This window comes from uncultured Fibrella sp. (assembly GCF_964250085.1).
Classification (GTDB): domain Bacteria; phylum Bacteroidota; class Bacteroidia; order Cytophagales; family Spirosomataceae; genus Fibrella.
The window spans coordinates 14,740-40,477 of record NZ_CAXUEC010000006.1 but is presented as its reverse complement, the minus strand read 5'-3'; the positions used below and the strand labels follow the sequence as shown (position 1 = coordinate 40,477).

Here is a 25,738-nt window from a genome sequence, read left to right as displayed (position 1 = left end):
CATGGTAGAAGAATCTGATTTTGAATTGAGAATTAGTGCAACCATCGAAGGTATACAGTTTTCGCCTCGTAAGCTTCTGTCAACGAGTAAGTTAACATTTGAAGAGTATTATGAGAAAGGAGACGAGTTTCAGCGTAAAACCCATACAGATGTTTACCAAAGCGGTTGTGCTACGCTCTGTGTATCCGTAAAGTCGCTATCGGAGCGAAATAGTCAGTTCGACAGCTTGCTCAATATAATTGTTGATAACTATGAAGCTATTAAAGAAAGCGGTGCTACCGATATTTACATCTGGGTGGCTGTTTTTAAGTCAATCCAGGGAAATTGGGGAGCTACAGCCGAGCAAATTCAAAAGATAGCGTCGTTCAACGGATCGCTCGCCGTCACCTATTACGCAGAAAACTAAGCCGCATACGCAGCAACGTACCTGCGCTTATTTCAGCTCTAATTTTTTGAAGGCGTCTTCGGCGGCTGATTGTTCCGCTTTTTTCTTGCTGTAGCCGCTACCAGTGGCAAACGGCTCGTCATTGACGATGACCTGCGCAATGAACTCACGAAATTGGCTACTGCCCTGTTCCGAAATAATCTCGAAGCGGAGTTCTTTGCCTTCGCGTTGCGCCCACTCGATCAGGCGGCTTTTGAAGTTGCCGTTGTTGTTCACTATCGCGTCGAGGTCGTAGTGAGTCAGTAACTTTTTGATGATGAAGCTCCGGGTGAAATTGAAGCCTTTGTCGAGGTAAACGGCACCCACGAGGGCTTCGAGTGCATCGCCATACATAGACGTGCGAGCGGGCATCAGGCGACCACGTTGCCCATCATATTCGATCAGGTTGTCGAGGCCAATCTTGCGCGAAATGGTATTAAGCATCTCACGGTTCACGATCCGTGAGCGAATTTCGGTTAGAAATCCTTCGTCCTTGAACGGGTATTTCTTGAAAAGGTATTCGGCAATAACCATTCCCAACACGGCATCGCCCAGGTATTCGAGCCGTTCGTTTGACTCGCGAAAGCCGGTTACCGTCGACTCTTTAGAAGCGGAGGTGTGAAGAACGGCTAACTGGTAAACGCCTATGCGTGAGGGTGATTCGCCGATAATGTGCGCAATAGCCTGACGCAGTTGCCGACGTCGGTTTTTCTCGTCAGAAGAGCTAAACCAGTGGGCAAATGGTTGCTTGAAGAAGCGGGGCAATGCGAGATCCACAAAAAAAGCGGCGAAATGATTCTAGAAGAATTAGCTGCTGAGCGAAGGCCGGATTCGGCTAAGGTCAATACGCCGTGATGGCGCAAAAGGAAAGAAGAGATGACCGGGATCAGGTCAATAGTTGATACCCGGTCATGACTTGATGCGTTGAGCTTACTTGCCCGTGTTCTCGTCCAGGTATTTGATCGCCTGACCTACCGTGGTGATGCTCTCAGCCTGATCGTCCGGGATTTGTACGTTGAATTCTTTTTCAAATTCCATAATCAGTTCGACCGTGTCGAGGGAATCGGCACCAAGGTCGTTTGTAAAGCTTGCTTCCGGCGTAACTTCCGACGGATCAACACCTAATTTATCAACGATGATTTGCTTTACTTTTTCAGAAGTCTGAGACATTTCGGTAGTCCTTTTGTGTTAAAAAACTTCGCAAAGAAAACACTTTACCAACGTAAAGCCAAACAATTTTTGAACTCGCTCTGCGTTGATTTTACTTTCCTGTTTATCGATAACTTTCTAATTATAAGTTTATTACCTGTAAAAGCTGGCAACTTTCCAAACCTTGACCTATTAAACTCCACCGACTGAATAGTGTATGTTTAGCCCGGCTTGAACTCGCCGACCGTGTACCTTTACCCCCCTTATACCGTCTAATTTGATTGTTATGCAGATTCCCAAACTGAAACATACCGACAGCGATCGATTTTTCCTGATGGCTGGTCCCTGCGCCATTGAGGGCCGTGATATGGCCCTGCGCATTGCCGAACGCATCGTCACCATAACAGACCGGTTGCAGATTCCCTACATCTTCAAAGGGTCGTATCGGAAGGCAAACCGGACCAAGCTAAATTCCTTCACCGGCATCGGCGACGAACTGGCGCTGTCTATCCTGGAAGAGGTAAGCCGCACGTTCGATATCCCGACGGTGACGGATATCCATGAGGCGCACGAGGCGGCCATAGCAGCGCCGCATGTGGATGTGTTGCAGATTCCGGCGTTTCTGTGTCGGCAAACGGAACTGCTCGAAGCCGCCGCTAAAACCGGCCGGGCGGTGAACGTGAAGAAAGGACAGTTTCTGTCGGGCGAGAGTATGGGCTTTGCCGTTGAAAAAGTAAAAGCAACCAACCCCGACGCGGTGGTATTCCTGACCGACCGGGGCAACTCGTTTGGCTACGGTGATCTGGTGGTCGATTACCGCAACCTGCCCGCGATGCAGGCGCATGGCGTGCCCGTGGTGATGGACTGCACGCACTCGCTGCAACAGCCCAATCAGGCGTCGGGCGTGACGGGTGGCAAGCCGGCACTGATCGCTACTATTGCCAAAGCAGCTATTGCCGTTGGGGCCAATGGCCTGTTCATTGAAACGCATCCGAACCCCGCCGAAGCCAAATCGGACGGAGCCAACATGTTGCCACTCGATCAACTCGAAGCATTGCTGGAACGGTTGGTCCGCGTTCGGGAAGCGATTCTGTGAAGGCTGTCAGTTATGCCATATCTCTATGATATGGCATAACTGACAGGGCAGACACAAACCCAACGTACCTACGCCAGTTGCTCCTGATGCTGTTTGGCGAAATCGGACGGTGATAGGTTGTATACGCTCTGGAATGTTTTTCGGAAGCGTTTAATATCTTCCATCCCCACCAGCGCCGCCACTTCCGACACGCGCAACGTACCTGAAGCCAGCAACTGAGCGGCCCGTTTCATGCGGATATCGCGGATGAACTCCACAACCGATTGACCGGTGATGGCCTTGATCTGCCGGTAGAACGAAGACTGGCTCATGCCCATTTCCCGAACCAGCGTAGGTACGTTAAACTCCGGGTCTTCCAGGTTGGCTTCTACAATGGCCATTGCTTTTTCGAGCAACTGTTTCTCCTGATCGGGAATGGCCACGTCGGTCGGTTCCAGCAGGATCTGGCGTTGGTAATACTCTTTCAACTGGTGTCGGTTCTGGAGGATCATGGCTACCTTGGCGTACAGAATCCGGGGGTTAAACGGTTTCGCCAGGTACTCGTCGGCTCCCGTTTCCAGCCCTTCCAGTTCGTGAATGATCGCGACCCGCGCCGTTAGCAGCACCACCGGAATGTGCATCGTTTTCGGATGTTGCTTGATTTTCCGACACAGTTCCAGTCCGTCGCTTCGGGGCATCATCACATCGCTGACGACCAGATTGGGCAGCAATTCCAATGTTTTCTCCCAGCCTTCAACACCGTCGCTTGCCACAAAAACCTCGAAGACGGGCGATAAAAGCTGTTGTAAATACTGCCGAAGCTCATCGTTGTCTTCAACCACCAACAGACGGGCCGACCCCGGATTGGAGAGGAACGTACCTGACTCTGTTCCAACAAGTTCGGGCGTGGTTTGTGGTAATTGTTCCGAGGGTGGTGCTTCGTCGACCCGGTCGGTGGGGGCCAGGTGGTCGTGACCGAATGGCAGTCGTAACGTGAACGTTGTACCGGCCTGGGGTTTGCTTTGCACCGTAATCTCGCCCGAATGAGCTTCGGCAAACTGTTTTACCAGCGACAGGCCAATTCCCGTGCCCATGATCCGCAGCGTTTCGGTATGCGATGCCTGAAAATAGGGGTTGAAAATCTGCCCAAGTTCGTCGGCTTTCATGCCAATTCCCCAGTCACGTACGGTAATCTGGAGATAGTTGTCCTGTAGCTGGTTAGCCCGGAAAACAGCCGCCTGTTGTGGCGAACCAACCACCGAGATGATTACCCTGATTTTGCCTTTATTGGGTGTGTATTTCAAGGCGTTTGACAGCAGGTTGGTCATGATGATTTCCAGCTTGCTACGATCGTAGTACATTGGAATGGCCATGTCGGGAGCTTCCAGTTCGTAATCCATCTGCAACTCTTCGGCCTTCAGTCGGAAGATCAGGAAGATCTCCGTCAGGAAACGGATAATATTGCCCTGACTGGCCCGAAGTGATACATGGCCCGACTCGACCTTACGGAATTCCATAAGCTGATTGACCAGTTCCAGCAGCTTGCGGGTCTGCTGATGCATGAGCATGATCTTCTCCTTGACCCCGTTGACCACCTGTTTGGTCGCGGCCAGCTCTTCCATCGGCCCCAGAATCAGGGTCAGTGGAGTACGTAGCTCGTGCGAGACGTTGGTGAAAAAGCGCAGTTTCAGATCGGTCACTTCTTTCTCTTTTTCGGCCTGGAACTTCTCCAGCGCCAGGGTACTTTTCAGCGCTTGCTGGGCCATTTCGATCCGCCGATAGAGTAGTAAGGCACCCGCGACCAGACCGATACCGAGCAGATACGCCCACCAGGTACGGTACCAGGGCGGCAGAATAGTGATGTTCAGCATGGCCGGTTTTGTCGACCACGTGCCTTCGCCGTTACTGGCCTTCACCACAAACGTGTACTGGCCGGCGGGCAGGTTGGCAAAACTGGCCGACCGTTGGCCCGGCGGCGGCGTGATCCAGGCATTATTGTAGCCAATGAGCCGGTATGCGTAGTTGTGTTTCTGGGGATTAGCGTAGTTCAACCCGACAAAATCAATGGAAAAATCGTTTTCCGACGCGCTCAGCGACAGGTTTTCCGTCTGGTCGATTCGTTTGGTGAGCACCACATGCCCATTAACGGGTTCATCCACCAGAACAGGTTTGTTGAAAATGCGCAACCCCGTCAGGCGGACCAGTGGCGCGTAGGGGTTAGGTTGAATGTCGCGGGGATGGAAATACGTAATGCCTTTAATGCCCCCGAAATAGAGTGTCCCGTCGGTGGATTTATAGGCCGAGCCAACCTTGAACGAATTGCTTTGCAGCCCATCGGCTACCAGATACTGTATCCATTGCCCAGTAACCGGGTTGAAGCGGGTTAAACCGGCTCCCCCCATCCAGAGTTGCCCCTGCTCATCTTCCAGAATTGTTTCGACGTTGGTGATAGGAAGCCGCTTGTCGAAACGCCGGATCACCTCCTGCCCCCTGGTATTGGTAACGATCTGGTTGAGTCCGCCACCGATGGTACCAACCCAGATTGCACCGCGGCGATCTTTCAGCAGGGGCCAGGCGTAGTTGTTGCTCAGGCTGGTGGTATCCCCGGCGTCGTAGCTGAACTGCCTGAGCAACGTAAGCGAGTTGGCCGTTGCCCGAAACTTCAGTACGCCCGCGTTTCGGGTGCTGGTCCACAGCAGATCGGTGGTTTTATCGTAGTAGAGGAACGAAAACTGGTTGGTGGGCACCGGACTGTTACCCGTGTGGAAGCGCTGAAGCAGCTTGCCCTCTTTGTTGAACCGGAGTAGCCCCAGGTCGAGCGAGGCAACCCAGATGGTGCCGAATCGATCTTCCACGATACTTTCCAGCATGGTCGAACTCAACCACAACTGGCTGGAAAGCTGCTTTATATTGGTCCGTTTTTCTCCGTTCAGCAAGATCAGCCCCTCATAGCGGGTGCCAACCCACAGGGTGCCATCGGAGGCCCGGCAGAAAGCCGAAACGTCGACACCGGTTGCATCGCCCTGCAACTGGCGGTTTTCATAATTACGATAGGTTTTGGTGGTCAGGTCATAGCGCGAAAATCCGTTTCGGGTACCAATCCAGAGCCAGTTTTTTGCTTCGTCTTTATAAATGGCGTTGGCAAAATTGTTGGTCAGTGTCGGGTGTTGGGCATACTGTCGCTGAAGGTTGGCAAAAGGCTTGTAGCGGAGGTCGACCTTGTTGATGCCGCCCGCCGAAACAGCCAGCCAGAGAATCTGATTTTTGTCTTCGAAGAACTGGTGAATACGCCCCGAGTTAATGCCGAACGGTACATCGTCGAGGGGAAGATACGTAGTTGGCTTACCCGTAAGAACGGGCATGGGCGAGGCCGGTTGACCAGCCTGCTGAGGCTCCCACCGATGAAGCCCAAAGTTGGTGCCTACCCACAAACGCCCGAACGAATCGAGGTGAATGCATTCGAGCCCTTGAATGGGGTGCCCGAGCGAGTATGTGTTAAACGGCTGTCGGGTACGTCGCCTGGCCGGATTAACCCAGAAAATCTGGTTCTCGGCACCGATCCACAAATCGTTCCGGCGGTCTACGTGAAGGGCACTTACGGCCCGGTTGGCCAGTGGCGCTTCCTGCGCAACAAGCGGTTGGGCCGCTAAGCTGGCTGGATCAACAAACCACAGACCAACGCCGTAGGTGCCTATCCAGACAGTACCGCCCTGGTCAACAACGACGTCGGATATATAATAGTCGGGACCGGTATGACCCGACAGAACCAACTGCTCAATGTGCGTCAGTTGGCTGTCGGCATCAAGCGTGAGTATGAACACGCCCCGCCGACTGGTGCCGACCCAGATTCGCCCCAGCTTATCCGACGTGATAGACAATACATCCGACATCTGTAACCGCTCTACCAGTGCTTTGTTGGCCGACGGCCTGACCTGCTGGCTGACATTGACAAAGCGGTCATGATCGGCATCGAACAGGCTCAGACCAGCACTTTCTGTACCCACCCAGAGGCGTTCCTGCCGGTCGACGTACATGTCCTGAATCCGGTTACTGAACAGGCCGTTGCGACTGTTGATAGGCAGCAGGTATTTCTTTAGTTCGTAGCCGTCGTACCGGTTAATGCCGTCGTTGGTGCCAATCCAGATAAAGCCGGATTTGTCCTGTTCCACACACATGCCATCGCTATGGGCTAACCCTTCGTTGACGGTAATATGTTCAAACCTAAGCTGTCCAGGCTCATGCTGTGCCTGACCTATAGCTGCCCACGGGAAAAACCCTGAAAAGCATAAAATAAATGTACAGAGTCGCTTCATGTTGTGTCACTAAGTTACCCCATTTTTTGGCGAAAATGCAGCAGTGCATCAATTCTTAGTGCAGATTCATGACCTTATTGTGCAATATTGACCACCATGTTCCGTAATTGAATATAGCTTTCAGACCATGGCGTACGTGATCAGGAATTGAGCATTTATCGAGTTGATGGTCCGCTAAAATACAGGCTATCCAATCTACAGAAGCTGCTCGTCATAGGCCGGAACGTACCTGGCAACCAGCTTCTGGTCTGTACCCGGCAGCTCTATCGGCAACGTACCTGACCGGAATGTGGTGATTTTTCGGGATTTATACGGACATAACCGACCATAGCTGTCCCCGGATTTATGCAGTTGGGGTATCACTAGCTAATTGGTCATGAAATGTAGCTAACCCTCTAAAACCGCTCTAATGCCCACCTCCGACCACTTGATGACGAAATAATACCCCCTTTTTGACGAAAACCAGATACCTCAAATAGCCGCAATAGCTCTACGTTTGTATTATTTAAATATCAAACGTAATCATCCGAAGACCGATAAGTAAGGCAGTGGCGTTTGTCTGCGTCGAACCAGTGAACTGTATCAATTGAGAATAAGGGTAACTACTTAACGGGCCGATAGAGCCAACGTTAGTAGAGCGGTAGCTGTACCTGGTAAGTGAACTACAATGTATGACATGAGCTGACAATCGCGAATACCAGTTTATATGGCCCAATGACACTAAGCTACGGTTGTCTGGTTCGGCGATCAACTGCATTAGGTATCTGAAAATCAGTTTAGTTGCTCGACAAGTCAGGTAAAACAATAGGGCGAATGGAATACATATAATTTTCGATTGTATTAAAATAAGTTTTTGTATTAATAAATAAAGTTGCTTGCGCGTGAAAAACGAATCTAAAACACAATGATTATATGATGACAGGATGTACCGAAAGGGAATTGCTTCATACGAAGCGTGCTTCCTTACCCAAAGTCAAGCTTGGTTTGCAGCGAGCCTGGTTGCTTTTTTTTATGCTACAGTTCCTGGCAGTTTGTGCCGTGGCTCAGACCAAAATCACAGGTCGGATAACGGGTGATGCCGACGAAGAACTGCCCGGCGTCAGTGTCGTCGTGAAGGGTACATCGACCGGTACGGTAACCGGTTCAGATGGCAGGTATTCATTAACTGTACCCAACAACAACGTGACGTTGGTTTTCTCGTTCATTGGGTACGTTGCCCAGGAAGTTCCGCTGGCTGGCAGAAGCAGTTCATCGGTAGATGTGAAATTGTTGACCGATAACAAATCGCTCGACGAAATTGTGGTAGTTGGTTACGGCGAACAGCGCAAAACCTCCTCGACAGCGGCGGTATCGACCCTGAAAGCAGCCGATGTAGCCATGAAACCGGTGGTTAACCTCACCAACAGTCTGGGTGGCCGTGTGGCGGGTGTAATCTCGCGGCAGGGTAGTGGTGAACCCGGTCAGGATGGTGCCAACATCAACATTCGCGGTATTTCAACAACGGGTAACAGCCAGCCGCTGTTGATCGTAGATGGTATCTACCGGGATTTCTCCCGGCTGGACCCCAGTTCGATCGAAACGTTTACGGTGTTGAAAGATGCGGCGGCAGTAGCCCCCTATGGGTTGGCTGGTGCCAATGGCGTAGTGCTGGTAACCACCAAACGCGGTAAAGCGGGCACGCCAACATTATCGTATAATGGCTGGGTAGGTATTCAGAATCCAACGCGGGTGACGCCCCAGGTGAATTCGTATGAGTTTGCGCTGATGCAGAATGAAGCGGCTGTAAACGATGGTCGCCCGGCGGCGTACACCGCCGACCAGGTAGAAGGCTACCGGAAAACGGTAACCGGCGAAGCAGGCGCTGACCCGGACCGCTACCCGAACAGCAGCCCGCTGACCGACCTGATCGACCCAAACACGGTGCTAACGTACCACAATCTGGAACTGTCGGGTGGTTCAGACAAGATTCGCTATTACATGGGCATGGCCTATACCAACCAGCAGGGTATGTACCGGTCGGTGTACACCAAAAAGTATAACCTGATTGCTAAAATCGACGCCGATGCCACGCCAACAACCAAGGTGAGCCTGAACATCAATGGGTTCATCGAAGATAACGTGTATCCGGGCCGGTCGGCGGGGGATTTATTTTACCAGGCCTTCCGTACACCGCCCGTATCGCCGGTGTACTACTCAAATGGTTTGTGGGGACAGTACATTGGCCGGTCTTTGGTTGGCCAGGCATTCTATAGCGGTGAAACGCTCAACGAGCGCAACCAACTGTATACCACCTTCACCATTGAGCAGCAACTGCCCTTTATAAAAGGATTGAGCCTTAAAGGCGTTGTGAGCTACGACCCCGACACCCGTACGGGAAAAGCCTATTCAACACCCGTACCAGTATACACGGTCGACCTGTCGAAGCAGCCCTACAATTATGTACTTGGTGTTCAGGGCGCGTCGAAGCCGAGCCTGAGCCAGGGATACTCGCAGAACAAGGCGTTTACCTATCAGGGCCTGATCAACTACGCCAACTCGTTCGGTAAACACAATGTAACGGCACTGGGCGTGTTCGAATACCGGAACCAGAAGTACAACCAGTTCGGAGCCAGCCGCCTGAATTTCAACACGACAATTCCTGAATTAAGCGTTGGTAGCTCTACGCCGCTGGATATCAGCAACTACGGTTCGTCGTCGGAACAGCAGCAGATTGGGTACGTGTATCGGATCGGCTACAACTTCGACGAGAAATACCTGTTTGAAGTGGCGGGTCGGTATGACGGCCACTACGTGTTTGCGCCCGGTCAGCGGTACGGTTTCTTCCCCTCGTTTTCGGCGGGCTGGCGCATCTCGGAAGAGAGCTTCATGAAAAACAACGTCACCTGGGTTGATGCCCTCAAGATTCGGGGGTCATACGGTGAGTCGGGCGCGTTGCCTTACTTCCCTGGAAATCCACCCCAACTGGCGGCTTTCCAGTACCTGAGTTCGTATAGCCTGTATGGTGGTTCAGCCGTGTTTGGCGATCCTACACAGGGCGTATCCGAACGGGCGCAGGCCAACCCGAACATTACCTGGGAGCGCGCCAAGAAATTCAACATCGGTCTGGAAGGTTCGCTCTACAAAGGCAAGCTGACATTTGAGGTGGATTACTTCACCGAACGCCGGTCAAACATGCTGGTAGTACCATTTGTATCTGTTCCTGCTGAATATGGCGTGGGACTATCGCAGGTGAATGCTGGTGTCATGCAGAATCAGGGTATCGACCTGACGATGGGTACCAACCACCGGATTGGCCGTGACCTGCGTATCAGCATGAACGTCAACTTCCTGTACTCGAAGAACAAGCTGATCGAAACGTTTGAGACCAACGCCACCCGGCTCAACCCAAACCGCGCCCAAACGGGTCGTCCATTGAATACGCCGTTCGGTTACCATGCGCTGGGGTATTTCACGGCTGATGATTTCAACGCCGATGGTTCGCTCAAAGCCGGTATTCCAACGCAGCCCTGGGGTGCGGTTCGTCCGGGTGATTTGCGCTACGCTGATCTGGCCGGCGCGCCTGGTGCAGATGGAATACCAACTGCTCCCGATGGCAAGATCGACGCCAACGACCAGACTGTAACGGGCTTTTCTAATACACCACAGATCGTATACGGCCTGATTCCGAAGATTTCGTACAAAGGCTTCGATCTCGACTTGTTGTTCTCGGGAGCCGCCCGCTCAGGACTGGGCCTGTTTGGCAGCATTGTGTATCCGTTCGATGCGTCGGCATCGGCTACCAAGCTGGAGTTTACCGATCACTGGACGCCAACGAACCCCAACGCGCTGTATCCACGGCTGACGGGCGCACCAACGACCAACAACACCCAGGGGTCGGACTGGTGGGTACGTAATAACTCGTACATCCGGTTGAAGCAGATCGAGTTGGGTTATCGCCTGCCTGCCAGTCTGATCAGCCGTGCCAAGCTTACGTCGGCTCGCTTCTACATATCGGGGCAGAACATGTTTACGATTACGCCCAACATGAAGGAAATTATTGACCCTGAGGCAAGTACAGGTAACGCGCAGTATTATTTCCAGCAGCGGGTTATCACGTTCGGAACCAACTTAACGTTCTAATCGCCTTTAATCAACAGCAATTATGCTACAACATACATTGAAAAAAATCGGTGGCATTGCCCTGGTGGGTACGTTACTGACCACCATACTGACGCAGTGTAAACCCAGTCTGGAAATTGAACCGCGCGACCAGATTTCGGATGCGTCGCTCTTTTCGAGCGTTACGAATGCCGACCTGTTTCTGAACGATGTCTACAACCAGTTGCCCGACGTCAACAACGAGACGCTGAACCTCGATCAGGCCGCCGACAACTCCTACGTGGGTGCCGAGTGGATGTGGGGCCGCGTGTCGATTTACAATGGCTCGCTGAGCCCCAACGACGTACCTGCGGGACCGGGCGATAACGGCGGAAGCTGGGGTTGGGGAACGTCCTACTCACGCATTCGGAAAGCGAACCTCTTCATCAAAAAGGTAAACGAGTCGACGTTGCCGGCTGATTATAAGAAAAGCCGGGTTGCGGAAGCGCGTTTCCTGCGGGCGTTTTTCTATCACTACCTATGGCAGGCGTATGGCGGCGTTCCACTGATTACCGTGCCGCTGGATAACATCTCGCAGGGTGATTCGATCAACCGCCCCCGCGCTACCGCCGCCGATACGTATAAGTTCATTGCGGATGAACTGACGGCGATTGCGGGTGACCTGCCTTTGAAGGTGTCTGGCAACGATCTGGGTCGCCCAACAAAAGGCGCCGCCCTTACGCTCCGCGCCTGGATCGACCTGTACCACGCCAGCCCGCTGCGCAACACCAGCGGTGCCGTTGAGCGGTGGGTGAAAGCCGCTGCCTCGGCCAAAGAGGTGATGTCGCTAGGTACGTATAGCCTCTTTCCCGATTACGAGAAACTGTTCTACGTAGAGAATAAAAATAACGCCGAGGTGATTTTTGACCGGCAGTACAAGTCGATCGTGAAAGGGCATCAGCGCGAAGGCCGTGAAGGTCCCGCCTACGTAAATGGCATTCAGCAGTCGTGGGGCAACCTGGCACCCACGCAGGAACTGGTTGACGACTACGCGATGGATAACGGGAAAGCGATCACTGAAACAGGATCAGGCTATAACGCGCAGGACCCGTACAAGAAGCGGGAGAAACGGTTCTACCAGAGTATTATCTATGACGGATCGGTTTGGCAGGGCGACACCATGCGGATGCGTCGGGGAATCAATGCGCTCAACGAGATTGACCTTGGTTCGGCCAGTGATGTGAGTAACACGGGTTATTATGGTCGTAAAACGCTGGATGAGCGTATTTCGGGCCAAACCAGCCTGGCGCAAAGCCCCGGTGGCAACAGCTACATCTACTTCCGGTATGCCGATGTACTGCTGATGTACGCCGAAGCGCAAAACGAAGCCGTTGGGCCCGATGCGTCGGTACTGGCTGCGGTTGATGCCGTTCGGTCGCGGAGTAGCCTGCCCACCATCACGGCGACGTACGGCACGGTAACGAAAGACAAGATGCGCGAGATCATTCGCCGCGAACGCCGGATTGAACTGGCTTTTGAAGACAAACGCTGGTGGGATGTACTTCGCTGGAAAATTGCCAACGGAACCAACGGCGTGCTGAATAAACAGGCGTCGGGTATGGTGATCGAACGGAAAAACGGCGTCTGGACCTATACGCCAACCAAGATCGTGAGCAAGACCTTCCTCGACCGGATGTATGTGTTCCCAATTCCCCAAAGTGTATTGGATCAGAACCCGGTTATCAGAAAGCAAAACGGTGGTCCTGATGGATGGGTAAATGGCCAGAATCCAGGCTATTGAGTTGAGCTTGTTAAGTGATTATTGATTGCGTTGTGCCAGGGTCAGAGGCTGATTCTGGCACAACGCGTTAAATGCGGGGTGGTTGAGTTGCTATCGCGCAAAAGCAACGTACCTGCTTCGGCAAATTGCGGCGGCGATTGTACCTTTAGTAACTGGTATGAAACGAATTCTTTGTCTTGTTCTGATTGTCGCGTGGCTGGGTTCGTGTAGCCGTCAGGAAACGGCTGAGCCAACGCTGTTTACGCTGCTGTCGCCGACTGAATCGGGTGTGGCGTTTGCCAATACGCTGACCGAAACCGATGATCTGAACATCCTGAATTACATCTACTTCTACAACGGTGGCGGTGTGGCGGTGGGCGATGTAAACAACGACGGGCTCTCCGATCTGTATTTTACGGCCAACCAGTTGCCCAATAAGCTGTACCTGAACAAGTCGAAAAATGGCAAGCTGGCGTTTGACGACATTACCGACAAAGCGGGCGTGGCCGGTCAGAAAGGCTGGAATACCGGCGTAACGATGGCCGATGTAAACGGCGATGGCTGGCTGGACCTGTACGTTTGCCAGGTCAACCTGCGGAGTCAGGCGGGGGCGAACCAGTTGTTTATCAACAACGGCAAACCGGGCGTACCCACGTTTACCGAGCAGGCGGCTACCTATGGCCTGGCTCATAAAGGATACTCCACGCAGGCGTCTTTTTTCGATTATGACCGCGATGGCGACCTCGATATGTATTTGCTCAATCACTCATTGCGGGCAGTAGGTGCATTGGGCGACACCACGATGCGCGCCATTCGTGACCCTGAAGCGGGTGATAAACTATTCAGGAATGACACTAACCATTTTGTCGATGTAAGTGCCGAAATGGGAATCAGAGGCAGTAAGCTGGGTTATGGGCTTGGCATTGCTGTGGGCGACGTTAACCAGGATGGGTGGCCGGATATATACGTCTCCAACGATTTTCACGAGAACGATTACCTCTACTACAACAGAGGCGACGGGCGCGGTTTTCGCGAAGGTATAGCGCAGTCGATGGGGCATACCAGCAACTTCTCGATGGGCAGTGACCTGGCCGATTTCAACAACGACGCAGCCCTCGACCTGATCACGCTCGACATGCAACCCGAGAATGAGGAATACGTGAAAACCTCGGCCGGGGCCGATTCGTATGACCTGGTCCAACTGAAAACGAAAGCTGGTTTTCACTACCAGTACCCGCGCAATGCCCTCCAACTGAACATGGGAAACGGTAGTGGCAACGTACCTGAGTTCAGCGAAATAGCGCAACTGGCGGGCGTGTACGCCACCGACTGGAGCTGGAGCGCCCTATTCAGCGACCTTGATAACGACGGACTGAAAGACCTGTACATCACCAACGGCATCGCCCGCCGACCAATCGACCTCGACTTCTTTAAATACATCGCCAGCCCAACCGTGCAGGCGTCGTTACGCAACGGACTGGCTGGCCAACGGCAATCACTGATCGAGAAAATGCCGGTGGTGGAGGTGCCGAACTTCGCGTATCAAAACGGTGGTGACCTCACCTTCGACAACAAAGCCAAAGCCTGGGGCCTGGATCAGAAAGGTTTTTCGAACGGGGCGGCTTACGCCGATCTGGACAATGACGGTGACCTGGATCTGGTCGTCAACAACATAAACAAGCCCGCCTTTATTTATCAGAACAACGCCCGTCAACAACAGCCTGCCAATACGTACCTGAGCCTCAAACTGGAGGGATCGGGCCGGAACACGGCGGGTATCGGGGCGAAAGTGACTGTGCAGGCGGGCGGTAAAATGTACTATCAGGAGCAAATGCCGACGCGCGGGTTCGAGTCGGCCGTTGAGCCGGTGTTGACGTTTGGCCTGGGCAAAACGGTCCTTATCGACTCGGTTACCGTGATCTGGCCCGACGCCCATGTGCAGGTGCTACGAACCATAAAACCGAACCAGCGCCTGACGGTAAAGCAGACCGACGCTACACAGACGTTCGTATACGGTAAAGCCCGCGCTGGCAAGCCGATCTTTACCGACGTGTCGGCTCAGGTACGTCTTGATTACCAGCATCGTGAAAACGCATATGTCGATTTCTACCAGGAGCCACTGATGCCGCATCTGCTTTCGACCGAAGGGCCCGACATGGCCGTTGGCGACGTGAATGGCGATGGCCTCGACGATTTTTTTGTGGGCGGTGCCAAAGGCCAGCCGGGTACGTTGTTTGTGCAGAAACCGAACGGCCAGTTTACACCTACTAATCAGGCCGTTTGGCAAACCGACCGTGAAACCGACGATGTGGGGGCCGCCTTTTTCGACGCCGATGGTGATCGTGATCTGGACCTGTATGTGGTGAGTGGCGGCAACGAACCCGTGACCAGCCCCGAACACCTGCTCGACCGGCTATACCTCAACAACGGCAAGGGCACGTTCACCAGATCGGTTGGGCTCCTGCCAAATCTGTACGCAAATGGCTCGTGCGTAAAACCTGCCGATTTCGACGCAGACGGTGATATCGATCTGTTTGTGGGGAGTCGCTCGGTGCCCGGCCAGTATGGGATTTCGCCCGCCAGTTACCTGCTTGAAAACGACGGCAAGGGCCATTTTGCGGAGGTGCCCTTTCAGAAGGCGTTTAACGTACCTGATCTGGGCCTGGTAACCGACGCCGCCTGGGCCGACGTTGACCACGACAACCGGCTTGATCTGATTGTGGTGGGGGAGTGGTCGCCGGTCCGAATTTTTAGCAACAAGGGCAAAACATTTCAGGAAATTACCAGCACCAGCGGCTTAGCCAATACGAGCGGCTGGTGGAACAGCGTCGTGGCCGACGACATGGACAATGACGGTGATGTTGACCTGATCGTGGGCAACCTGGGACTGAATTCGCAGGTGAAAGGGAGCGAGAAAGAGCCGCTGATGGGGTATTTCAAAGACATAGACGGCAACGGCACACTCGATGAAATTCTGGCCTATTACAAAGCCGGAAAGCTGTATCCCATTGCTGGCAAAGACGAACTGTCGACGCAACTGGTTGGCCTGAAAAAGAAATTCGTCACCTACTCAGACTACGCGAAAAGCGATTTCGACGGTATCGTAAGCGCTGATGATTTGAACGGGGCGGTGACTCGGAAAGCCACGCTGTTTGCAACCTGTTTCCTGCAAAATCAGGGAAATGTTACGTTTACGGTTAAGCCGTTGCCCGTTGAAGCGCAGCTTTCGCCCGTAATGGCCATCCTGACCGGTGATTTCGACGCCGACGGCAAGAAAGACATGCTCCTTGGCGGTAACTTTTTTGGTGCCGCGCCTACGTTTGGTCGGTATGATGCGGGCCACGGTCTGTTTTTACCTGGAAATGGCTCAGGTACGTTCAAGGCCATCTGGCCGCAGAAAAGCGGCTTTCACCTGAATGGAGAGGTCCGCGACATGCATCGCCTGAAAACCGCCACCGGCAACCTGATTGTGATCACACGGAATAATCAGCCTGTGCAGGTGTTCAGGTAATACGGATTTTAATCCGTCTCTCTAACTGATTATATAAAGTTCGCACAGCGAAAAACGGACTAAAATCCGTGTTACATGTTGAAAACGAATACAACCATACCAACCACTTCATCGCTGATCGGCTACCTCCTGATCGGGCTGCTGGGTACGTATCTATGCCTGAGTTGCCAGCAAAAAACGGCCGACGAAGCGGCAGCCGCAGACGATGGTCCCGCGTTGTTTACGCTGCTTCCATCCGAAAAAACGCACGTTACGTTCACTAATGAGCTGACGGAGGGACTGAATACCAACGTGTTGATGTATGAATACTTTTATAACGGCGGTGGTGTAGCCGTGGGCGACGTGAACAACGACGGGCTGGAAGACCTGTACTTTTCGGCCAACATGACCACCAATAAGCTGTATCTGAACCGGGGCAAAATGGCGTTCGACGACGTAACCCAGGCGGCGGGCGTGGCGGGTCGCGAAGGGCCCTGGAAAACCGGCGTGACAATGGCCGACGTAAACGCCGATGGTAAGCTCGATATCTTCGTTTGCTATTCAGGGAAGCTGTCGGGCGCTAAACGGATCAACCAGCTATTCATCAACATGGGCAACAACGCCAGCGGTGTTCCGCAGTTTACCGATCAGGCCCGCCAGTATGGCCTCGCCGATTCGACCTACAGCACCCAGGCCGTTTTCTTCGATTACGACCACGACACCGACCTCGATCTGCTGCTGCTGAACCATAATCCCAAACGGCTCACCCTCGACGACGTGAGTATTGCCGAACTGGCTAAAAAACCGGATCCGCAGATTGGCATTCGTCTCCTGGCGCAGGAGAAAGGAGCCGATGGACAACCCCATTTTACGGACGTGACGAAGCAATCGGGCCTGAAGAACTCGGCGCTGTCGTATGGCCTTGGCGCGGGTGTTTCTGACATAAACGGCGATGGCTGGCTCGATATTTACGTTTCCAACGACTACAGTATTCCTGACTATCTGTACATCAATACCGGAAAAAACGGTAAGCCGGGATTCACCGACCAACTGGCCAACAGCCTGGGGCATACATCGCAGTTTTCGATGGGCAACAACGTGTCGGACGTAAACAACGACGGCTTGCCCGACATTTTCACCCTCGATATGCTGCCCGCCGATAATCACCGGCAAAAGCTGCTTTTCGCCCCCGACAATTACGAAGCGTTCGACCTGAATCTGCGCGCCGGTTTCAACCACCAGTATATGCGGAACATGCTGCATATCAATAATGGAGCTGGCGGCGCGGGGGCTACTTTCAGCGAGGTGGGGCAGCAGGTTGGCCTGTCGAACACAGACTGGAGCTGGTCGCCGCTGTTTGCCGATTACGACAACGATGGCTGGAAAGACCTGTTTGTGACCAACGGCTACACGCGGGATTACACGAACATGGATTTCCTGAAATACATGGGCGATTTCCTGCAAAACAACCGGGGAAATGTGCGTCGGCAAAACCTGCTTGAACTGGTGCAGAAAATGCCGGCATCGGGCGTGGTCAGCTACCTGTTCAGAAATAATGGTGGCAAGGGAAATCTCTCGTTTTCAGACGTTAGCAAGGCGTGGGGCATTACCAAACCCGCCAACGGGAATGGGGCCGTATACGCCGATCTGGATAATGACGGTGACCTCGACCTGGTGGTCAATAATACCACGATTGGTCCGCCAACGACGACCGACCGTAGCCAGTCCGCGTTCATTTACCAGAACGAAGCCAACACGCGGGGGACCAACCATTACCTGACGGTCAGGCTGGCCGGGGCCGGGCAAAACACGCAGGGCATCGGCGCCACCGTTACGCTCTACAGCCGGGGGCAACGCCAGTACCTTGAGCAGATGCCCGCCCGTGGTTACCAGTCCAGTGTATCGCCGTTGCTGCATTTCGGCCTGGGTGCGGTGGGTACCGTTGATTCGCTGCGCGTTGTATGGCCTACTGGAAAACAGCAGGTGGTAAGGCAAGTAAAAGGAGATCAGGCGATTACGTTAACTGAAACGCAGGCGTCAGGTACGTATCAACCTGTCGAATCAGCACCGGCCGTGTTCACTGAAGTGAAGTCGCCCATCGTGTATCGTCATCCGGCTACAACGGTGAATGACTTCAAACGGCAACCGCTGCTGGTGAATCCGTTGTCGTTTTCGGGACCTTGTCTGGTAAAAGGCGATGTCAATGGCGACGGGCTGGACGACGTGTATGCGGGTGGTGGAAACGGGCAGGCAGGTACGTTGTTTCTGGGTCGGCCGGGTGGCGCATTCCAGCCAAAATCCGTTGCTGCGTTTACCGACGATACCCGCAGCGATGATGCCGACGCCGTTTTCGTGGATGTCAATGGCGATGGTTTTCCTGATCTGTACGTGGCGAGCGGTGGCTACGCGAATTTCATGCCCGACGATGCGCTCTTGCAGGATCGGCTCTACCTGAACGATGGCAAGGGTAATTTCACGAAAAGCCCCGCTGCCTTGCCCGCGATGCACACCAGCAAAAGTTGCGTTCGGGTGGCCGACGTGAACGGCGACGGAAAACCCGATCTGTTCGTTGGTGGCCGCGTCATTCCAGGGCGTTACCCCGAAACGCCGCCAAGCTACCTGCTCATCAACGACGGCCACGGAAAATTTACCGACAAAACTGCCGAACTGGCGCCGGCACTGCAACGCATTGGTATGGTTACCGATGCCGCCTGGGTTGATCTGAGCGGCGACAAGCAACCTGAACTGGTGGTGGTAGGCGAGTGGATGCCCGTGACGGTATTCACCAAAACTGCCGGAAAGCTCACCGACCACACGACCGATTTCTTTGCCAAACCGTATAAAGGGTGGTGGAACAAACTGCTCGTTGGCGACTTTAACAAAGATGGCAAGGCTGACCTTGTCATTGGCAACATGGGCCTGAATACGCAATGCAAAGCCAGCGATAAAGAGCCCGCCGAACTGGTTTACAAAGACTTCGACGACAACGGCTCGGTCGACCCGATTCTCTGTTTCTACATGCAGGGAAAGACGTATCCTTACGTGTTCCGCGACGAACTGCTGGATCAGATCAGTATGATGCGCGGTCGTTTCCCCGATTATAAAAGCTACGCCGATCAGACGCTGGAAACGATTTTTACGCCGGAGGAATTGCAGGGAGCCACTCGGCTGGAAGCGAACGAATTGAAAACCAGTTATTTTCAGCGCGGCACCGATGGGAAATTCCAGACGATGACATTACCGCAGGAAGTTCAGTTCTCACCAATCTGCGCTATGACCACGCTCGATTACGACCACGACGGGAATGCCGATCTGCTGATGGCCGGGAATATCAATCAGGCCCGGTTGCGCTTCGGAAAGTCCGACGCCAACTTCGGATTGCTCCTCAAAGGTAATGGTCGGGGCGGGTTCCGGGCGGTGCCGCAGTCGGCATCCGGGTTCCGGCTTACGGGCGATGTGCGCAGTATTCTGCCGGTGAATCAGACGGTGCTGTTCGGTATAAATCAACAGCCTGTGCGGGCTTATCAGCCAACAAAGTAATGAGACGGATACACTATTTTTTTGCGCTGTTGATTCTTGGTCTAAGTGCTTGCCAGCGTGAGTCAGGTACGTTGCCGCAACTGGGTATCGGCGTCATTGATGAGGTAACCGACCGCATGACCGACGTGATGGTGCATGACGTGACGAACCCGCCACTGGCCGCCCGATTCTTCGCCTACGCCTGTCTGGCGGGTTACGAAGTGGTAGCTCAACACGACAGCACAACCAGATCAATGAACGGCGTGTTGAACGGGTTCCCGGCTATCGACAAACCAGCCGATCAACCCAATGCGCAGTATCAGTTGAGTGCCGCGCTGGCCATGCTGGCAACGGCAAAGAAAATGCAGCCCTCAGGTACGTTGCTGCAAGCCTATGAAGACAAACTACTCGACTCGTGCCGGACGCTGGGGTTTGACGAAGAAACCCTCGAGCAGTCGAAACAGTATGCGCTGGCGGTTAGCAAGCAGATTCTGGCCTATGCCAAAGCCGACCGGTACAACCGTATCAGCAACTTTCCGCGCTACACGCCAACGGCCGGTGCAGGCAACTGGTACCCCACACCGCCTGGCTTCTTCGCACCAGTCGAGCCGTATTTCAACACGATCCGTCCGTTCACGCTCGACACTGCCAGCCAGTTCAAGCCCACGCCGCCTGTGCCGTTTTCGACCGCAAAAGACTCGCCCTTTTTTGCCTTGATGAAGCAGAATCACGACGAGCAACTGTCGGAACAGGAGAAACAGATTGCCGCCTTCTGGGACTGTAATCCATTTGCGCTGGAAGATAACGGGCATCTGCTGGTCGGCATGAAGAAAATATCGCCGGGAGCGCACTGGATGGGGATTACGGGCATTGCCTGCCGGAGCGCGAAGGCCGATTTTGTCAGGGCGATGCAGGTTCATACGGCCATAGCCATCGCGCTTACTGACGGGTTTATTTGCTGCTGGGACGAGAAGTTTCGCAGCAACCGGATTCGCCCCGAAACTGCCATTCGCGCCCACCTCGATCCAGCCTGGAAGCCGTTTCTGCAAACGCCTCCCTTCCCCGAATACCTAAGCGGACATTCCACCATCTCATCGGCTTCGGCGGTAATCCTGACCCATTATTTTGGCGATAAATTCGCGTATACAGATACCGTCGAAAACCGATTCGGTCTGCAATCGCGCTCGTACCAATCCTTCAACGAAGCCGCGCAGGAGGCTGGCCAATCCCGTTTCTACGGTGGTATTCACTTCATGGATGCCATCACCAACGGCCAGATTCAGGGTCAGAAAGTAGGCGAATGGGTGCTGAAAACGATGGAGGGAAAGAATTAGTAGTCTTACCCCAGATAGCTCCCGATGCTGACCAGGTCGGCGAAAACACCGGAGGCGGTTACCTCAGCACCGGCACCGGGGCCTTTGATCACCAGCGGACGTTCTTTGTAGCGTTCAGTCGTAAACGAAATGATGTTGTCGGCCCCGGTAAGCTGGTAAAACGGATGTTCGGGTCCAACGCCGCGCAGCCCAATTACGGCTTTACCGTTCTCGAACGTAGCAATCATCCGTAGTTTCTCGCCACGCATGTCGGCCGCATTCAGCATGCTTTCAAAGTAATCGTTCTCGGCCTTCAGCGCGTCGAAGAAGGTGGGAATCGTCGGCGCGTCGAGGCAGGAGGGAGGCAGGATATTCTGGATCGTGACGTCGTCCGGTTCGAGCGGGAAACCAGCTTCGCGGGCCAGAATCAGGATCTTGCGGGCCACGTCCTGGCCGCTGAGGTCGTCGCGTGGGTCGGGTTCCGTATAGCCTTTTTCTTTGGCTTCGCGCACCACGTCAACGAAAGACGTACCTGGCTTGAACGAATTGAAGATATACGACAACGTACCTGACAGAATCGCCTCGATCTTCAGAAACCGGTCGCCCGAGGTGAGCAGGCCCTGAAGTGTGTTGATGATGGGCAGACCGGCCCCTACGTTGGTTTCGTACAGGAATTTTACGCCCCGGTTCAGGGCCGTGCGTTGCAGGCGGCGGTACTCGGCATACGAGCCGGAGTTGGCCACCTTGTTGGGCGTCACCACTGAAATGTTGGCGTCGAGCAGCGACTCGTAATGCTGCACAATGTCTTTATCAGACGTGCAATCGATGAAGACCGAGTTGGGCAGGTTGTATGATTTTATTTTTTCGAAAAAGGCTGGTAGCGAAGTGGTTACGCCATCCGTCTGCTGAAATTCTTTCCAGGTGTGCAGATCCAGTCCGTTCGGGTTGAGCACCATTTTTTTGGTGTTTGACAAACCTACCACGCATATTTTCAGCAGCTTTTCCTGCCGTAAAAATTCAGCCTGGGCGTTGATCTGGCGCAGCAGCGTTTGACCGATCAGGCCGGTGCCAACCAGAAAGACGTTCAGCACGCGGGCTTCTGACTGGAAAAACACGTTGTGCAGTGCGTTGAGAGCTTTCGACAGGTTGTTTTTCGTCACCACCACCGAGATATTGATCTCCGACGACCCCTGGGCCACGGCCACGATATTTACACCGTTTTTGCCTAGTACCGAAAACAGTTTCCCCGCAATACCCGACGATTTGCGCATGCCTTCGCCCACGGTGGCGATGATGCTCAGATCACGCTCGATACTGATGTTGTCGACATGGCCGCTGGCAATATCGGCGGCAAAGGCGTCGTCCAGAATCAGCTTCACGCGATCGGCCCCTTTCGGGTCGATGGCGAAGCAGATCGAGTGTTCCGACGAGGCCTGCGAGATCAGAATGACGCTGATTTTATGCTGGGCCAGAATACCGAAGAGCTTGGCCGAAACCCCCGCCACCCCGATCATCCCCGAGCCCTGCACGTTCACCAGCGCCACGTCGTCGATGCTCGAAATGCCCGTAATCGTGTACTGCCGGCGATCGGCGGTGCGGCTGACTAACGTACCTGCGTGTTCGGAATTGAACGTATTCAGCACGCGGATCGGAATGTTGCGGGCAAAAGCGGGTTGCAGGCTAGGCGGGTAAATGACCTTTGCACCAAAGTGGCTCAGTTCCATCGCCTCCGCGTAGGTAATCGTTGGAATATTGAAGGCATTGGGCACCTTGCGCGGGTCGGCGGTCATCATGCCATCTACATCGGTCCAGATGTCGATCACCTCGGCGTTGAGGGCCGCACCCAGAATGCTGGCTGTGTAGTCGGAGCCGCCCCGGCCCAGCGTGGTGGTTTCTCCTTTTTCGGTTGAGCCGATGAAACCCGTCACGAACTGAATGGGCGACGAGATGCCTGACTGCGCTTCGAAAAAGCCCTGAATTAGTGGGTTAGTGAGCGTATAGTTCACTTCGGCATGACCAAACTGGGCATCGGTTTTAATCAGGTCGCGCGCATCGCAGAAGGCAGCGGGTACGCCGCCTGACTTAGTACATTCGGCCACGACCAGGTTGGACAATCGCTCGCCGAAGCTCATGATCAGGTCCATCGTGCGGGGCGTCAGTTCACGGATCAGCGACACGCCCCGGAGCAGGTCTTCCAGTTCGTTGATCGTTCCGCGCACGGCCGCGAAGACCCGGCTTTGCTCTTTAACCGGAATAATTGCCTTGACGACGTTGAAATGCCGGTCTTCAATGCGCCGCACCAGTTCCATATAATCGATCTGGCCGTTGGTCGCCATCCGGCCAATTTCGATCAACTGATTGGTGACGCCGCCCATCGCCGATAGCACAACGATAATGGGCGTTTCCTGCTGGCGGTGGGCGGTAACGATGCGGATAACCTGCCGGATGCTCTCGACTGAGCCAACCGACGTACCGCCGAATTTAAGGATATGCATGGGTACTAATGAGCGAATGTGCGATTGACTGAATGAGCGAATGCGTGAAAGAGCGAGTTGCGCTTCGTTAGCGAACTACACAGTCAATTGGTGCGCTGGCGGGGCACTCTTTCACGCATTCAGTCTTTCACCCGTTAAATTCCTGGCGATGAAGTAGCGGCAAATATAAGGCCGTAACCCGTTGGAGTGGGCCAACGCCAGTGAATTAGCACGCATCGCTAGTCAGGTTTACGGTGCACAACGTACCTGGTACAGGTCGCTGGTATCTGTTGAAAAGCGAAAACACATTTTTCAACGTGACATCAGCCATTCCGTCTACTTTACGGTCAGTCGGTGTACGCGTTTCAACGCCATTGATTGCGGGCCATAATCTTGGATTGTTTTCGGCCAAATGGATCTGACGGTATTCCTCCAGTCCTTTAGTAGCAGATATTATCATTGAGTGGGGCCTTTCCAGCGGTCCATCCGGTATGTAAGTTCATTCGGCCACTACTTATTGATTCGCTTCCAGACCGTGACGATTCCGGGCATAACAATGGAGTCAGGTACGTTGCTTTTACCCGTATAGGCTGTTTTCTGATTCCGTAAACGGTACAACTGCCTGAGTCTATCAGACAAGCGATGGATAGTTACCGGAAGCAGGCCGACATCTGGGAATGAATTAAAAAAAGGAGCAGCTCTACCCGTAAGTAGAGCTGCTCCCTGGCTGGTTGATCCGGCTCGTTTGGCTTAGAAGAAGAATTCTTCAGAGATGATCTTGCCGTCTTTTACTTCGTATTTGCACATCTCATTCATGTCCATGCGACCCATTCCTTTCATGGTTACATCCATACGCAGTTCCATAAAAATGGTATTGCCAAATACTTTGGGGTCTCCAGTCGAACCTCCGTGCACGGCTTCGATCATACTCTGGAAATGCCTTCCCTTTTCTATAATTGCCTCTAGTCCATGAACAGTCTGAATCGTGTGTGTACGGTCGGGTTCAGCACTGGTTGCATCGGCTGCATATAGTTCGTTCTGGGCGTCTTCAAATTTGCCCTGGCTGCAAAGCGTGTGTAAACGACTGGCTATTTCCTGAATGGTCATGATAGTTCTTTTGTGAATGACGGATAAAACAGGGTCGAAACTACCAAAAAATACTAAGCATATACAACTAATTGCGTCTGATCGGTTGAGTGGGTAGGAAGATATGTGTTACCTATCAGCAGTCCTTTTTAACGTCGTTTATAAGGCAAACAGGCTATTGTCTGCTAATCACCGTGTTGGCATCTCAATCAAATCTTCCAACTAAGGTGCTTCTTATCAACAGCTAATCAGCCGCGTTCCTCAGTCGCTTCAGTCCAGTACCGGTAGCTGGTTTCTCAGTACCGTTGAAGATTATCAGACTCGAAAACGTGGTGGCCGACGTGGTGCTGTTGCATGGTCGTCAGCATGGCGTTGGCTACTTTTTCGGCGTCTACAGCTTTGTATTTAGCTGGAATCAGCGGGGCAAACAACCGCATCACGCCGCTACCGATGCGTTCGCCCAGGCGTTTTTCGCTGCGGTTTCCCAGCAATAGCGATGGCCGAAAAATCAGTAAGGTTGGGTAACTGAGGGCGGCGAGGTCGCGCTCTACGTCGCCTTTCACCTGGTTATAAAAGATTGTCGACGATGCGTTGGCTCCCATCGCCGTGACGATGGCAAACTGAGATGCGCCATTTTCCAGCCCCAGGCGGGCAATGTCGAGCGGGTATTGATAGTCGACTTTGCGAAACGCCTCTTTTGAACCGGCCTTCTTTATGGTGGTGCCCAGGCAGCAGAAGATGTCATCGGCGCGGACAAGCAACCCGTTTGGATGATCAAAGTCGAACGGGACTTCCTGAAGGCGAGGATGTTGCCAGGTCAGGGGTTTGCGCGTAAGCACCTGAACCCGATCGTAGGCGGGCGACTCAACGAGGAGGTGCGCCAGTATGTCGCCTACCAGACCGGTTGCGCCCACAATTAATGCCGTTTTAAAGCCGGATATAGTCATTTGCGTTTGATGAAATCAGTATTGGAATCATTCGGGGTATTTCACTAATTTACCCCTTAAGGCAAAGCCGAAAAGAAGTCTATCCCACAAC

The 25,738-nt window shown here is 53.4% G+C and carries 14 protein-coding genes; 7 read left to right on the top strand and 7 right to left on the bottom strand.

The features are described from left to right. Position 1 precedes the first annotated feature (1 nt). Positions 2–406 (top strand): hypothetical protein, encoded by a 405-nt coding sequence (locus ACFE8Q_RS18660; RefSeq protein ID WP_375446946.1) that lies wholly within the window; start codon positions 2–4, stop codon positions 404–406. A gap of 27 nt (positions 407–433) precedes the next feature. Here the strand turns inward: ACFE8Q_RS18660 and rnc are convergent, their stop codons facing one another. Continuing rightward, positions 434–1,201, bottom strand: coding sequence for a ribonuclease III (gene rnc / locus ACFE8Q_RS18655; protein WP_375446945.1), 768 nt, complete (start codon positions 1,199–1,201; stop codon positions 434–436). A gap of 153 nt (positions 1,202–1,354) precedes the next feature. Next, positions 1,355–1,594, bottom strand: coding sequence for an acyl carrier protein (locus ACFE8Q_RS18650; protein WP_085412421.1), 240 nt, complete (start codon positions 1,592–1,594; stop codon positions 1,355–1,357). Between the two features lie 265 nt (positions 1,595–1,859). Between ACFE8Q_RS18650 and kdsA the strand changes: the two genes are divergently transcribed. Then, positions 1,860–2,669 (top strand): 3-deoxy-8-phosphooctulonate synthase, encoded by an 810-nt coding sequence (kdsA, locus tag ACFE8Q_RS18645; RefSeq protein WP_375446944.1) that lies wholly within the window; start codon positions 1,860–1,862, stop codon positions 2,667–2,669. A gap of 68 nt (positions 2,670–2,737) precedes the next feature. On the opposite strand, the gene ACFE8Q_RS18640 is transcribed toward kdsA, so the two are convergent. Continuing rightward, positions 2,738–6,823 carry a two-component regulator propeller domain-containing protein gene (locus ACFE8Q_RS18640; protein ID WP_375446943.1) on the bottom strand — a complete coding sequence of 1,362 codons (4,086 nt, stop codon included), beginning with the start codon at positions 6,821–6,823 and terminating at the stop codon, positions 2,738–2,740. A 333-nt stretch (positions 6,824–7,156) separates the two neighbouring features. Continuing rightward, entirely contained in the window at positions 7,157–7,324 is a 168-nt protein-coding gene (locus ACFE8Q_RS18635; RefSeq protein WP_375446942.1) for a hypothetical protein, read from the bottom strand. Between the two features lie 648 nt (positions 7,325–7,972). Here ACFE8Q_RS18635 and ACFE8Q_RS18630 point away from each other — a divergent pair. The 5 genes from ACFE8Q_RS18630 to ACFE8Q_RS18610 all read left to right on the top strand — a co-directional run bounded on the left by ACFE8Q_RS18630 (position 7,973) and on the right by ACFE8Q_RS18610 (position 21,161). Further along, on the top strand, positions 7,973–11,080 hold the full coding sequence (locus ACFE8Q_RS18630) for a SusC/RagA family TonB-linked outer membrane protein (RefSeq protein WP_375446941.1): 3,108 nt from the start codon (positions 7,973–7,975) through the stop codon (positions 11,078–11,080). Between the two features lie 22 nt (positions 11,081–11,102). Then, positions 11,103–12,839 carry a RagB/SusD family nutrient uptake outer membrane protein gene (locus tag ACFE8Q_RS18625; RefSeq protein ID WP_375446940.1) on the top strand — a complete coding sequence of 579 codons (1,737 nt, stop codon included), beginning with the start codon at positions 11,103–11,105 and terminating at the stop codon, positions 12,837–12,839. Between the two features lie 157 nt (positions 12,840–12,996). Continuing rightward, positions 12,997–16,329 carry a VCBS repeat-containing protein gene (locus ACFE8Q_RS18620; protein ID WP_375446939.1) on the top strand — a complete coding sequence of 1,111 codons (3,333 nt, stop codon included), beginning with the start codon at positions 12,997–12,999 and terminating at the stop codon, positions 16,327–16,329. 75 nt (positions 16,330–16,404) lie between these two features. Then, positions 16,405–19,848: a VCBS repeat-containing protein gene (locus tag ACFE8Q_RS18615; RefSeq protein WP_375446938.1), complete on the top strand. Its 3,444-nt coding sequence runs from the start codon at positions 16,405–16,407 to the stop codon at positions 19,846–19,848. Beyond that, positions 19,848–21,161, top strand: a complete 1,314-nt coding sequence (locus tag ACFE8Q_RS18610) for a vanadium-dependent haloperoxidase (protein ID WP_375446937.1) — start codon at positions 19,848–19,850, stop codon at positions 21,159–21,161. The genes ACFE8Q_RS18615 and ACFE8Q_RS18610 overlap by 1 nt, the downstream gene beginning before the upstream one ends. A 5-nt stretch (positions 21,162–21,166) precedes the next feature. Here ACFE8Q_RS18610 and thrA read toward each other — a convergent pair whose 3' ends face one another. From thrA to ACFE8Q_RS18595, 3 genes are all read right to left on the bottom strand, one after another. Further along, the gene (thrA, locus tag ACFE8Q_RS18605) at positions 21,167–23,635 is read right to left on the bottom strand and encodes a bifunctional aspartate kinase/homoserine dehydrogenase I (RefSeq protein ID WP_375446936.1); all 2,469 of its coding nucleotides are present in this window, start codon (positions 23,633–23,635) and stop codon (positions 21,167–21,169) included. Between the two features lie 729 nt (positions 23,636–24,364). Then, positions 24,365–24,721, bottom strand: coding sequence for a SnoaL-like domain-containing protein (locus ACFE8Q_RS18600; RefSeq protein WP_375446935.1), 357 nt, complete (start codon positions 24,719–24,721; stop codon positions 24,365–24,367). 275 nt (positions 24,722–24,996) lie between these two features. Further along, entirely contained in the window at positions 24,997–25,647 is a 651-nt protein-coding gene (locus ACFE8Q_RS18595; protein ID WP_375446934.1) for an oxidoreductase, read from the bottom strand. Positions 25,648–25,738 lie beyond the last annotated feature (91 nt).

Coding starts and splice junctions, on each gene's coding strand:
- ACFE8Q_RS18660 (WP_375446946.1), top strand. CDS start 2: ATGGTAGAAGAATCTGATTTTGAATTGAGAATTAGTGCAACCATCGAA.
- ACFE8Q_RS18650 (WP_085412421.1), bottom strand. CDS start 1,594: ATGTCTCAGACTTCTGAAAAAGTAAAGCAAATCATCGTTGATAAATTA.
- kdsA (WP_375446944.1), top strand. CDS start 1,860: ATGCAGATTCCCAAACTGAAACATACCGACAGCGATCGATTTTTCCTG.
- ACFE8Q_RS18640 (WP_375446943.1), bottom strand. CDS start 6,823: ATGTGTGTGGAACAGGACAAATCCGGCTTTATCTGGATTGGCACCAAC.
- ACFE8Q_RS18630 (WP_375446941.1), top strand. CDS start 7,973: ATGCTACAGTTCCTGGCAGTTTGTGCCGTGGCTCAGACCAAAATCACA.
- ACFE8Q_RS18625 (WP_375446940.1), top strand. CDS start 11,103: ATGCTACAACATACATTGAAAAAAATCGGTGGCATTGCCCTGGTGGGT.
- ACFE8Q_RS18620 (WP_375446939.1), top strand. CDS start 12,997: ATGAAACGAATTCTTTGTCTTGTTCTGATTGTCGCGTGGCTGGGTTCG.
- ACFE8Q_RS18615 (WP_375446938.1), top strand. CDS start 16,405: ATGTTGAAAACGAATACAACCATACCAACCACTTCATCGCTGATCGGC.
- ACFE8Q_RS18610 (WP_375446937.1), top strand. CDS start 19,848: ATGAGACGGATACACTATTTTTTTGCGCTGTTGATTCTTGGTCTAAGT.
- thrA (WP_375446936.1), bottom strand. CDS start 23,635: ATGCATATCCTTAAATTCGGCGGTACGTCGGTTGGCTCAGTCGAGAGC.
- ACFE8Q_RS18600 (WP_375446935.1), bottom strand. CDS start 24,721: ATGACCATTCAGGAAATAGCCAGTCGTTTACACACGCTTTGCAGCCAG.
- ACFE8Q_RS18595 (WP_375446934.1), bottom strand. CDS start 25,647: ATGACTATATCCGGCTTTAAAACGGCATTAATTGTGGGCGCAACCGGT.